General features: G+C 71.7%; 10 protein-coding genes. 4 read left to right on the forward strand and 6 right to left on the reverse strand.

Annotated elements, in window-relative coordinates:
• Positions 1-22 precede the first annotated feature (22 nt).
• Both O7601_RS09375 and crcB read right to left on the reverse strand, forming a co-directional pair.
• Positions 23-397: a CrcB family protein gene (locus O7601_RS09375; RefSeq protein ID WP_281565795.1), complete on the reverse strand. Its 375-nt coding sequence runs from the start codon at positions 395-397 to the stop codon at positions 23-25.
• Positions 394-882 (reverse strand): fluoride efflux transporter CrcB, encoded by a 489-nt coding sequence (gene crcB, locus O7601_RS09380; protein WP_281565796.1) that lies wholly within the window; start codon positions 880-882, stop codon positions 394-396. Before crcB ends, O7601_RS09375 begins: the two co-directional genes overlap by 4 nt.
• A 186-nt stretch (positions 883-1068) precedes the next feature.
• Here crcB and O7601_RS09385 point away from each other — a divergent pair, with 186 nt between their 5' ends.
• The 3 genes from O7601_RS09385 to O7601_RS09395 all read left to right on the forward strand — a co-directional run bounded on the left by O7601_RS09385 (position 1069) and on the right by O7601_RS09395 (position 4834).
• Positions 1069-1404, forward strand: a complete 336-nt coding sequence (locus O7601_RS09385; RefSeq protein ID WP_281565797.1) for a YnfA family protein — start codon at positions 1069-1071, stop codon at positions 1402-1404.
• Positions 1405-1617: 213 nt separating this feature from the next.
• A complete protein-coding gene (locus O7601_RS09390; RefSeq protein WP_281565798.1) occupies positions 1618-3585 on the forward strand; it encodes an ATP-binding cassette domain-containing protein in 1968 nt (655 codons plus the stop codon).
• A gap of 145 nt (positions 3586-3730) precedes the next feature.
• Positions 3731-4834, forward strand: coding sequence for an L-dopachrome tautomerase-related protein (locus O7601_RS09395; protein WP_281565799.1), 1104 nt, complete (start codon positions 3731-3733; stop codon positions 4832-4834).
• On the opposite strand, the gene O7601_RS09400 is transcribed toward O7601_RS09395, so the two are convergent.
• From O7601_RS09400 to O7601_RS09415, 4 genes are all read right to left on the reverse strand, one after another.
• Positions 4831-5439, reverse strand: coding sequence for a copper resistance CopC family protein (locus O7601_RS09400; protein ID WP_281565800.1), 609 nt, complete (start codon positions 5437-5439; stop codon positions 4831-4833). The genes O7601_RS09395 and O7601_RS09400 overlap by 4 nt on opposite strands.
• Positions 5440-5456: 17 nt before the next feature.
• On the reverse strand, positions 5457-6656 hold the full coding sequence (locus O7601_RS09405; protein WP_281565801.1) for a Dyp-type peroxidase: 1200 nt from the start codon (positions 6654-6656) through the stop codon (positions 5457-5459).
• A 17-nt stretch (positions 6657-6673) separates the two neighbouring features.
• Positions 6674-7267: a copper chaperone PCu(A)C gene (locus tag O7601_RS09410; protein ID WP_281565802.1), complete on the reverse strand. Its 594-nt coding sequence runs from the start codon at positions 7265-7267 to the stop codon at positions 6674-6676.
• A gap of 118 nt (positions 7268-7385) precedes the next feature.
• Complete coding sequence (locus tag O7601_RS09415) at positions 7386-9437, reverse strand: copper-translocating P-type ATPase (RefSeq protein WP_281565803.1); 2052 nt, start codon at positions 9435-9437, stop codon at positions 7386-7388.
• Positions 9438-9759: 322 nt separating this feature from the next.
• Between O7601_RS09415 and O7601_RS09420 the strand changes: the two genes are divergently transcribed.
• Positions 9760-12243, forward strand: coding sequence for a nitrate- and nitrite sensing domain-containing protein (locus O7601_RS09420; RefSeq protein WP_281565804.1), 2484 nt, complete (start codon positions 9760-9762; stop codon positions 12241-12243).
• Positions 12244-12266: the final 23 nt, after the last annotated feature.

Below are 12266 nucleotides of genomic sequence, written 5' to 3' on the forward strand. Positions count from 1 at the left end.
GCCAGCGCGAGACCGTGCCGGTTCAGGCCCAGATCGACTCGGCGAGGGTGACGCCGACGAACGCGGCACCCAGCGCGGCGACAACGCTTACCCCGGCGTTGACCAGCGCGGAGAGACGGGCACCGTGCTCGAAGAGCCGGATCGTCTCGTAGCCGAAGGTCGAGTAGGTGGTCAGTGCGCCGCACAGACCGACGCCGAGCAGGGCGAGCAGGGAACCGGGCACCGCGCCCACGGCGGCCCCACCGATGAGGACGCCGAGCAGGAGCGAGCCGACCACGTTGACCACGAAGGTGCCCCACGGAAAGACGGAGTCGTGACGTGCCTGCACCGCCCGGTCGACGAGGTAGCGCAGTGGCGCGCCGACAGCGGCGCCGAGCGCCACCAGGATGACGGTCATCCGGCGCTCCGGCTCCGGTCCACGCCGGTCGCCAGCCGGGTCAGGGTCACGCCCAGCCGGACCGCCACGAGGGCGGCGACGAGGGTACCGGCGAGATACAGCAGGCCGGTCCGCGCCGCACCGGCCGTCACCGCCTGCTGCACCTCGACGGCGTACGTCGAGAAGGTCGTGTAGCCCCCCAGCACGCCGACGCCGAGGAAGGGCCGGACCAGCCGGTGCGCGGTCCACGCCTCGGTGATCAGCACCATCAGCGCCCCGATGAGCAGGCAGCCGGAGACGTTGACAGCGAAGGTGGCCCAGGGAAAGCCGCGCGGCGGGTGCGGGAAGGCCACGGTCAGCCCGTAACGGGCCAGCGCGCCGACCATCCCGCCGACGGCGATCGCGGCGAGCAGACTGGCGGTCGCGCCCCGCAGCTCCGCGCGCTGACCCGGAACACTGAGATCGACATCCGGATCGACGGGCGGTCGCTGCGCCCTCACGGTCACCACCTACCAGTACGCGTCTGCCCTGGCAGGGACGGTTGGCGGCAGGTGCCGCAGGCATCCCGGACGGGCGGGCTGGCGGGCCCCGCCGCCACGGGCACCTCCGGTGGGCGCCCTGTACCGAGGATACGCCGCTCGCTGGACGTCGACCCGGGGTGCGCCCCACCCGCCGACGGTAGGGTGCGGCAGGTGACCGTGCTGCGTTCCGTCCTGCTGTTCGCCCTGGCCGCGATCGCCGAGATCGGCGGGGCCTGGCTGGTGTGGCAGGGTTGGCGGGAGCACCGGGGGCTGTGGTTCGTCGCCGTCGGAGTGCTCGCCCTCGGCGCGTACGGCTTCGTCGCCACCTTCCAGCCCGACCCGAACTTCGGCCGCATCCTGGCGGCGTACGGCGGGGTTTTCGTCGCCGGCTCACTCGCCTGGGGGATGATCTTCGACGGCTTCCGTCCGGACCGCTGGGACCTCACCGGTGCCGCGATCTGCCTGCTCGGCGTCGCCGTCATCATGTACGCCCCGCGTGGTGCCTGACGGCGGTCCGCTGCCGGGTTCGCCGAGGGGCGGTGACCGGACCGGCCGGGCGGGTCGGCGCGCCGACAGGGCTGGACCTCTGTCCCATCGACGGTGACTATAGGTAGCTGGTCGAATGCTCCCGGCTACTGCTGGTGGCCGTCCCGCTCCGTACTGCGGTGCCGCCGCCCGGCCGGAGCTGGCGGCCACGTTCCACGGACCAGGAGGTGTGCCATGGCCGCCACGTCGACCCGGCGTCCTGACCGAGCGGAGCAGGCCGAGCCGCCGGCCGGGGAGTCGGTGCTCCCCGAGATGCGGGCCATGTGGTGGGAGACGGGGATGCGGGCGCGGACCGAGGCCGGTCTGCTCGCCGTCTTCGCCGAACTGCCCCGGCTGATCTGGGCAGCCCTGCGGATCAGCTGGCGGGCCGACCGGCTGCGCACCTCGGTGGTCGCCGTGGCGACGGTCGGTGCCGGCGTGATGTCGGCGTTCGGGCTGCTCGCAACGCAGCGGGTGCTGGTGGAGTTGTTCGCCGGTGGGCCGACCGGGGAGAAGGTGGTGGCCGCGCTGCCGGCGCTCGCGGTGCTGGCCGCCGCGACGGCGACGCGCTCCGGCATGGCGATCGCCACCGGTTACGCCCTGAACGGGCTGACGCCCCGGGTCAGCCGCGAGGTGGAGCGCGGGCTGTTCGAGGTGACCACGGCCGTGCGGCTGGAGGCATTCGACGCCGACGCCTTCGCCGACGACATGGAGCGCGCCTCGCGGGGCACCGATTCCGCTGTCGACCTGGTGCCCGCCTCGATGAACCTGCTCGCCGGGCTGGTGGGGGTGGTCGCGGTGACCGTGGCCGTGGCGGTGATCCACCCGCTGCTGCTGCCGGCGCTGCTGGTCGCGACCGTGCCGAACGCGTGGGCGTCGCTGCGGGCGGGGCACCTGCGGTACCAGACCTACATCGCCGGCTCGGTGCGGCGACGCCGGATGTGGTTGCTGCACCGGCTGATGGCTGAACGGGCCTCGGCACCGGAACTGCGCTCGTACGGTCTGCGGCGGTTCCTGCTGAACCAGTACGACCGGGTGATGGCGGTGGAGACCGACATCGAGCTGGCCCTGGCGCGTCGGGTGACCACGACGGTCACGGTGGGCTCGATGATCGGGGGCGTCGCCACCGCCGTGGTCTACGTGCTGCTCGGGCTGCTGCTCGTCGACGGCCAGATTCCGCTCGCGGCGGCGGCCACCTGTGTGATCGCGGTGCAGGCGGCACAACGTTCGCTGGCCGTGGTGACCTTCCAGATGGACCGCGTCTACACCGAGGGCCAGCACTTCCGCGACTACACCGGGTTCATGACCCGCGCTGCCACCTACCTGCCGGAGCAGGCGGCGGTGGCGGCACCCGAGCGGCTGCGGGTGCTGACCGTGGAGGCGGTGAGCCTGCGTTACCCGGATCGCGACGTCGCGGCGGTCGATCGCGTGACGTTGGCCGTCGAGGCGGGGCAGACGGTGGCCTTCGTCGGGGAGAACGGATCCGGCAAGAGCAGCCTGGCCGCGATGATCGCGGCCCTGCGTACCCCCAGCGACGGGGTGATCCGCTGGAACGGGCGGCCCCTGCCCGAGCTGGACCGCGACGAGTTGCGTGGTCGCATCGCCGTGGTCACTCAGGAGTACCACAAGTGGCCGTTCACCGCCGCCACGAACATCGCCATCGGGGACATCGACACCGAGGCCCGGCAGGACCGGATCGAGGCCGCCGCCGCCCGGGCGGTCGCCGACGAGATGATCCGCGAGCTGCCGCACGGGTACGAGACGCTGCTCGACCGCACGTTCGCCAAGGGGCAGGACCTCTCCGGCGGCCAGTGGCAGCGGATCACCGCCGCTCGTGGTTTCCTCCGCGACGCGGAGCTGCTGGTGATGGACGAGCCGTCCTCGGCGCTCGATCCGCGGGCCGAGGACGCGTTGTTCCAGGCCATCCGCGACCGGCGCGGTCGGGCCACCACCATCCTGATCACACACCGGCTGGCCAACGTCCGACACGCCGACCGGATCTTCGTGCTGCATCACGGTCGTCTGATCGAGCAGGGCACCCACGACGAACTCGTCGCCGCCGGTGGCCGGTACGCCGAGCTGTTCACCCTCCAGGCCGCCGGGTACGCGGACACCGACCGCTCACCCGCGCCCCGGCAACATCCGCACCCGGCCGCTGGCTGACACCGGCGCGGCGCGTCGGGCGGCGCAGCCGCATGGCCGCGTTTGCCTCAACCGAGGACGGGAACGGGGGTTGCACCGGCCGCGTCCGGCAGGAGGACCCGGGCACGGGTCGGACGAAAATGTGGCCCGACGGCAGGAGCAGCGGATGAGTGAGCCCGTGTCCGACCAGCCCGTCGGCGAGCTGGAACTGGTCCACGCCTTCACCGGGCCGATGCCCACCGGGGTAAGCGTCTCGCACACCGGCCGGATCTTCGTCAACTTTCCCCGGTGGGGCGACGAGGTGCCCGCCACCGTGGTCGAGCTGCGTGAGGGTGTCGAGGTGCCGTACCCGGACGAGCGGTGGAACCAGCCGCGTGACGACGACGACCCGGGTGCCTTCGTCTCGGTGCAGAGCGTGGTGGTCGACCCCGTCGACCGGCTCTGGGTGCTCGACACCGGCAGCCCGAAATTCCAACCGACGCGACCGGGCGGCCCCAAACTGGTCCGGATCGACCTGGGCAGCGACACGGTCACCCAGGTGATCACCTTCCCGCCGGACGTGGCGCTGCCCACCACGTACCTCAACGACGTGCGCTTCGACCTGCGGCGCGGCGAGGCGGGCCTGGCGTACATCACCGACTCCGCGGTCGCCGGGCCGAACGGGATCATCGTGGTCGACCTGGCCAGTGGTGCCTCCTGGCGACGACTGCACGACCATCCCTCGACCAAGGCGGAGCCACTGTCCCGTTTCCGGCCGGTGGTGGAGGGGAGACCCCTCCTGCAAAGACCGGCCGCCGGGCCGCCGGGTCCGTTGACCATCGGCGCGGACGGGATAGCCATCTCCGTCGACGGTTCCCGGCTCCACTACTGTCCGTTGGTCTCGCGCCAGTGGTACAGCGTCGCCACCGACGCGCTCGCCGACGTCTCGGCCGGCGCGGACGAGGTCGCCGCGACGGTGATCCACGAGGGCGACAAGGGCACCGGCTCCGACGGCCTGGAAACCGACGACGCCGGGCGCATCTACCTCAGCGCGTACGAGCACAACGCGGTGCTGCGGCGACGTCCCGACGGCGAGTACGAGACGGTCGTCCACGACCCTCGGCTGCTCTGGCCGGACACCCTGTCGGTGGCGGTGGACGGGCACCTCTACGTCACCGCGAACCAGTTGCACCGGCAGCCCAGCTTCCAGCAGGGCAGGGATCTGCGCCGCAAGCCGTACGCGCTGTTCCGGACCCGGATCGACGCCGGGCCGGTGCTGCTGCGGCGCTAGCGGCGGCGCCGCAGCAGCACCGCCGCGGCGGCCACCAGAGCCAGCAGAACCCCGCCGCCGGCCAGCAGCGCCATCGTGCCCGGACCGCCGGAGGAACTGCTCGCGGCCGGGCTGGCGGCTGCGGCGGTCGGTTCGGCGCTCGGGGCCGACGTGGTCGGTGCCGGCGCGCTTACCGAGGGGCTGGGGCTGGGGCTGGGGCTTGGTGCGGCGGTGGCCGTCGGGTCGGCGACGGTGAACTTGTACGACCCCTGCACCGGGTGTCCGTCTTTGGAGACCACCCGGTACGCGACGGTGTAGACGCCGTTGGCCAGCGGCGATTCGATGGCGACGGTGCCCTTGGTGCCGCTGACCTCCGGCTCGCCGGTGGTCACCTGCTGCTTGTCTGCGTCGCTGAGGGTGATGGTGGTGAACGACGGGTTCAGCTTCTGGAGGAACTCCAGGGTGATCCGGGTCGGTGCCTTCTTCAGCTTGGCGTCCTGCGCAGGAGTGGCCTTGCTAAGCACGTTGTGGGCGTACGCCGGGGCAACCGGCCCGATCAGCAGGGCGGTGGCGGCCAGCGTTGCGGCGAGGGCGGCGGCGAGCGGCCGGTGCAGGTGGCGAGACATGACGGTCATTCTCCTCGTCAATCGAGCAGTTGCTGACCGACCCAACCACCCTCCGGGCAGCCGGGCGGTACGGCGAAGACGGCGGAGCCGATCGGGGTGGTCCACTCGTTGAGCAGATCCCGCTCGGCGAGCCGCCGCTGGATGGGCAGGAACTGGGTGGCGATGTCGGCCTGGTACGCCGCGAAGATCAGCCCACTGTCCGCGGTGCCGTCGGCTGCGGGTACGCCATCGTAGTTGTAGGGACGGCGCAGGATCCGGAACCGGTCGTCGGTGACGTGCGCCCGGGTGAGGTGGGAGAAGTCCGGGATGACCGTCAGCCCGTCGGGGCCGAGGGCGGCGAAGTCGGGCTCGTCGTGTTCGCGTGTGCCGGTCAGCGGAGCCCCGGTGTCCAGCCGCCGCCCGACGGCCAGTTCCCGGTCGGTGCGACCGAGCAGGTCCCAGGTCTCCAGGTTCATGCTGATCCGCCGCACCACCAGGGTGCTGCTGTCGCGCAGCCAGTCCGGCCCGTCGGTGACCCAGACCGCGGTCTCCACCGGTGCGCCGGGCTTCGGGTTGGCGGTGCCGTCGAGTTGGCCGAAGAGGTTGCGTTGGGTCCGGCCCGGCTCCGCGCCGGCCGCCCGACGGAAACCCTGCTGCACCCAGCGTACGGTGGCGAAGGGTCGACTGTCCTTGACCAGGACCCGCTGCGCGTGTGCCACGGTGAGCGGGTCGTCGGCGCAGATCTGCACCAGCAGATCCCCACCGGACCAGCGGGGTTGCAGCCGGTCGATGCGGAACGCGGGCAGGTCTCCCACGGACGGCGGGCGGCGGTCGTCGAGACCGGCGGCGGCGTACAACCCAGGGCCGAAACCGAAGGTGACGGTCAGCCGGGCCGGCAGCAGCCCCAGCTCGGGTTCGGTGTCGGCGAGCGCGGGCCGGCCCTGGGTGAGGCGGGCGGCGTCGTCGGAGAGCAGCCGCAGCAGCCGCCCGAGGTCGGCGCGGTCGGTGCCGGGGCGCAGGGTGAAGGCGACGAACGCGGCGTGCGCCTGCGGTTCGTCGACGACTCCGGCCTGCCGTCTGCCGTGGAACGCTTCGACCGCCTCGCCGACGCCCGCCACCGGTGTCCGCTCCGGCGGGCGTTCCGCTGGCTCGGTGCGGGTGCTGGCCACCGCGGCGGCGCCGGCCAGCGTGCCACCGGCGGCCAGGGCGCCGCCGGTGAGCAGGCCACGCCGGCTCACCGGACGGCTGGTGGGCCTCACGGTGCCGGGCTGTGGCTCGTCGGCATGTCCGGCATCGGTTCCCCGTGCCCGGGCGCGTAGCTCTCCTGCGCCCCGGTGAACGGCTTGGCCACCGCGCGGAACGTCTGGCTGCGCCCGTCAGCGAAGGTGAGGGTGAAGGACAGCTCGTCACCGGCCCGCACCGGCTTGGCGAGGTCCATCAGCATCAGGTGGTCGCCGCCCGGTTCCAGCTTGTACTCGCTCTTCGCCTTGATCACCACGCCGTCCTGCTTGGCCCGCATCACCATCTTGCCGTCCGCCATGGCCATCTCGTGCAGCTCCATCGGCGACAGGTCGGTGGCGGCACCGGTGACCGTGACGTCGGTGTCGCTGTCGTTGACAAGCGTGGCGAAGGCTGCCGTCATCCCCTCGTCGGCGGCCTTCACCCAAGGATCGCGTACGCCCAGCACACCGGCCTCGACGGTGGCTTCGGCGGAGGCCGTGGCGGACGGCGTGGGGGTGGTCGACGACTCTGTCCCGGACGACCCGCAGGCGGCCAGCGAGACGATGAGCGTGGCCCCGGTGAGCAGGACCGCCGGGCGCAGGAGCCGGCGAGGCAGGGTGCTGGGCATGAATTTCCCCTCGAAGATCGACGTCACAAGGTTTGTCGTCCGGTGCTGTCCGGAAGTTCCGCGGCCGAGAGTTGCGCCGGTCACCCGCGCCGGGTTCGGCACGAAATCACCCTGCTGGTCAATCCGGTGGGCGCAGCTCGACGCGGCGCAGCAGTTGAGCGTTGAGCGCGACCACGATGGTGGAGGCCGACATCAGCACGGCGGCGACCGCCGGGCTCAGCGCCACGCCGGCCCAGGCCAGGACCCCGGCGGCGAGTGGCAGCGCGACCACGTTGTAGCCGGCGGCCCAGGCCAGGTTCTGGAGCATTTTCCGGTACGCGGCCCGGGACAACCGGATCACGCCGCTCACGCCGCGCGGATCGGAGGAGGCGAGCACCACCCCTGCCGACTCGATGGCCACGTCGGTGCCGGCACCGATCGCGATGCCGACGTTCGCGCGGGCCAGGGCGGGCGCGTCGTTGACCCCGTCGCCCACCATGGCCACCCGCAGTCCACGGCGCTGCAACCCGGTCACGGTGTCGTCCTTCTCCGCTGGCAGCACCTCGGCGAAGACCTCGTCCTCACCGGCGCGGAATCCGAGGTCGGCGGCGACCGCCTCGGCGACCGGACGCGCATCCCCGGTGATCATCATGATCTTGCGGATGCCCTGGCTCCGCAGGTCGGCGACGGCCTGCCGGGCCTCCGGCCGAACCTGGTCGGCCAACGCGAGGGCACCGAGGACGACGGTGCCGTCCTGGCCGAGCCGCAGCAGGTAGAGCACCGCCGCGCCGCGCCGCGACCAGTCCTGCCGGTGCTCGTCGAGGTCGTCCGGCACGGTGACGTCGAGTTCCCGCAACAACGCCGGACCGCCGACGGCATAGGTCACCCCGTCCACCTCGGCGCGTACCCCGCGACCGGTCATCGAGTGGAATCCGGACGCCGTCCGCTGGTCGCTCCGGTCGGCGGCGGCGGTCACGATCGCCCGGGCGAGGGGGTGCTCGCTGTCGGCCTCCACCGCCGCCGCGATGGCGAGTACATCCCGCTCAATCGCGCCGGGGCCGGCGGCGACATCGGTGAGGACGTGCTCGCCCCGGGTCAGCGTGCCGGTCTTGTCGAACAGCACCGTGTCGACGGTGCGCATCCGCTCCAGGGCCAGTCGGTCCTTGACCAGGATGCCGCCCTTGGCGGCCACCGCGGTGGACAGTGCGATGACCAGCGGGATGGCCAGTCCGAGCGCGTGCGGGCAGGCGATGACCAGCACCGTCACCGTCCGCACCACGGCCTCGTCCACAGTGCCCAGCACAGACCAGACCACGAGGGTCAACACGGCGGTCGCGGTGGCGATGTAGAACAGCCAGGCGGCGAACCGGTCGGCCAGCACCTGCGCCCGGCCGCTGGACTGCTGGGCCTCGCTCACCAGCCGCTGGATGCCGGCCAGCGCGGTGTCGTCCCCGACCGCCTCGATCCTGATCCGCAGCGCCGCGTCGGTGGCCACCGTGCCGGCCACCACCCGGTCGCCGGTGGTGCGCGACACCGGACGCGACTCGCCCGTGATCATTGACTCGTCCATCTCGGCGCTACCGGCCACCACGGTGCCGTCCGCCGGAACCCGGGCACCCGGACGGACCAGGACCACATCGCCGACGCCCAGGTCGGCCACCGTCACCCGGTGCGGTGCTCCGTTCGAGTCGAGTCGCTCGGCATCGTCCGGCAGCAATGCGGCAAGCGCCGACAGAGCGCCCCGGGCCTGGCCGATCGCCTTCATCTCCTGCCAGTGCCCGAGCAGCATGATTGTCACCAGTGCCGCGAGTTCCCACCAGAAGTCCAGGTCGAAGGCGCCGAACGAGGTGGCCAGCGATGCCACGTAGGCAACCGTGATCGCCATCGCGATCAGCAGCATCATGCCCGGCGCCCGGTCCCGGATCTCGCGCACCGCGCCCTGAAGAAACGGCCAGCCGCCGTAGCCGAAGACCACCGTGCCGAGCACCGGCCCCACCAGGCCGATCCCGGGAAAGTCCAGTTCGTAGCCGAGCCAGTCCATCACCATGTGACTGGTGGCCACGATCGGTACGGTCAGTGCCAGGCTCAGCCAGAACTTGCGACGAAACGCCGCAGGATCATGCCCGGCGTGCTTGTCGTGCCCGCCGTGCCCGTGCTGCTTCGGGTGGTGCTGGGTGTCGCCGTGGGACATGTCATCGCCTCCCGACACCAACATATACCCCATGGGGGTATCGCTACGCTCTTAACAAAATCGGGCCAGATTGGACCTCGCCCGTTCCGCCATTCATCTCCAATGATCGGTCGGACAAGTTTCGCTTTCGTGCTTCCGGCCCATGTCCGAGACGTCAGTCAACCCGCCGGCGGGCGAGTAGGGATCTAGAGGTGAACCGATACATCGTGGTAGGAATGGCGCTCTGACGTGGGCAGGCACGCCCACCCTCCACCATGTAAGCGACGGGCACGTCGGTTTCTGCTGAGATCAACGTCGATGAGGCTAGGGGCGGAGTTCGCCGGTGACACGTGCTACAGCGGCAGCCGCAGTGCGTACCCATGCCGAAGCGCGCCGGGGATGGCTGACGCGGGGCAGCATCGTCCGTCTGCTACGGCTGCTGGTCGCCGTACCACTGATCGCAGTCGTAGCCTTCGCCGGCCTGGCCCTTGAGGGTACGGTTCGGCAGGTGCTCAACGCGGGCACCGTGCACGACGTCGTCACACTCTCCACCCAGGCCGGCGCGCTCGCCCGTGCGCTACAGGCCGAACGGGTGATCGCCGCGGTCGAGGTGACCACCCAGAGCCAGGCCGCCAGCGCCACCTTCGACGATCAGGTCGCCCGGACCGACGCCGAGATCGTCGAGTTCCAGCGGCGCAGGGACGACGTGTCGACCGGGAGCTCCGCCCTGCAACGGATCGACGCCGGTCTGACGGCGCTCGGCTCGGTACGCGAGCAGGTCCGATCGAGCCCTCGCGCCACCCTGTCCGCGATCGCCTTCAGCTACCGCATCCTCGTCGCGGACCTGCTCACCTTCCGTGCGTCCGTGGCCACCGACACCTCGACGAACATCGCCGACGACGTCCGGGCCGCGGTGGCGGTCTCCGAGGCGGGCGAGGCGATCGGTCAGCTTCAGGTCATCGTGCTGCGCAGCCTCGCCGGGGGCGAACTGACCCCGGCCGGACAGCAGGAGATCGTCGGTGCCCAGGCCCGATACGCCGAGGCCGCCAACGCCTTCCTGGCCCTCGCCGAACCGGGCTGGGCAGCCAGCTGGGAGCAGATCGGTACCGATCCCCAGGTCGTCGCCGCCCAACGGCTTCAGGACCAGGTGGGCCGGACACTTCCCGGTGGACGGCTCGCCGTCGACCCGGACGCCTGGGTCGAGGCCACCGACGGTTGGGTCAGCCAGATGTTCCGGATCCAGAGCGACCTGGATGCCGCCGTCGCCGACCGGGTGTCAACCGAACGCGGGCAACTGCTGCGCAACGCGCTGCTACAGGGCGTCGGCATCTTCCTGGTCCTGGCGCTCACCGCCGTACTGACCGGTGTGGTGGCGCGGCGGATCACCCGGCGGCTGCGGTCGCTGCGCAACACGGTGACCAAGGTGGCGTACGACCGGCTACCGGCCGTCGTCCGGGAGCTCAGCGCCGCCCCACCCGGCAGCGTGCAACCCAACGAGGTGGCGGACCGTTCCGTTTCGGAATTCCAGATCACCGGTTCCGACGAGATCGCCGAGGTGGCCACCGCGACCCGGGCACTGCACCGGGAAGCGGTCCGGATCGCAGGCGAACAGGCGGTGATGCGGGCCAACATCGCGGAGATCTTCGTCCATCTCTCGCGACGTGAGCAGCGGCTGGTGGACGCGATACTCGCTCAGGTCGACGAGGTGGAGCGCGACGAGGCCGACCCCGAACGTCTCCAGCAGCTGTACCAACTGGACCATCTCGCGACCCGGATGGCCCGGATCAACCAGAGCCTGCTGGTGCTCGGTGGTTCCGGCATCTCCCGGGTACGCCAGGAGCCGGTTCCGCTGGATCACGTGATCCAGGCCGCGTTGTCCCAGATCGAGCACTACACCCGGGTCCGGATCGGCACCGTCGACAAGGAACTCGCGATCGCCGGCACGGCGGTCGACGAGATCGTGCATCTGGTCGCCGAACTGCTGGACAACGCGACCGGGTACTCCCGGCCGGAGGCCGAGGTGCTGGTCACCGGGCACGCTCTCTCCGACCGGGCCATCGTGCAGGTGGTGGACCAGGGCGTCGGGCTCTCCGCCCAGCGGTGCGAGCAGCTGAACATGGCGCTCGCCAACCCGTCGTCGATCGACGTGTCGGGCGTGCGGGCCATGGGTCTGACCGTGGTTGCCCGGCTCGCCGCCCGGCTCGCCGTCCGGGTCGAGCTGCACCCCGGGCCTACGGGCGGCACGGTGGCCGAGATCACGCTGCCGGCGTCGATCGTCGTACGCCGGCCGGTGCAGCAGCCGCAGCCGGTGGAGTCCGAACTGGGCCGGGGTCGCCCCTCCGCCGCCGGGGGACGCCCGGCCATGCCCTCCGGGACCCGCGCCAGCCTCCCCGTGGCCGGCTCCGGCAACCCTGTGCCGGACGCTGGACGAGTCCCGGTCGGTGTCGGCGCGGTTCGCGCGAGTACCCCGGCGCCGCCCAACTCCGTCGCCGCGCCGCCCGTACCCGCACCGCTGTTCCAGCCGCAACCCGCCGCGGTGCGGCTGCCGGCCGGTCCGACGGTGAACGGCTGGTTCAAGACCGCCCTCGACGGTGACTCGGTGGCCGTCACCTGGCCGGTCGATGCCGGTGAGAAGTGGGCGAGCGCCACTCCAGCGCCGTCCACCCAGGTCGGGTTGCCACGCCGGGTGCCGCAGCCGCATCTGGTTCCCGAGACGCCGCAACCGAGCGCGGACCCGCAGCGGAAGCTGGATCCGGCAACCGTTGCGGCGGCCATGTCGGCCTACGCCAAGGGCGTCGCCGGACGCCGGGCCCCCAACTCCTTCTGACGCTGACCGTCCACCCCTCCCCG

The organism is Verrucosispora sp. WMMD573 (assembly GCF_027497175.1).
Lineage (GTDB): Bacteria > Actinomycetota > Actinomycetes > Mycobacteriales > Micromonosporaceae > Micromonospora.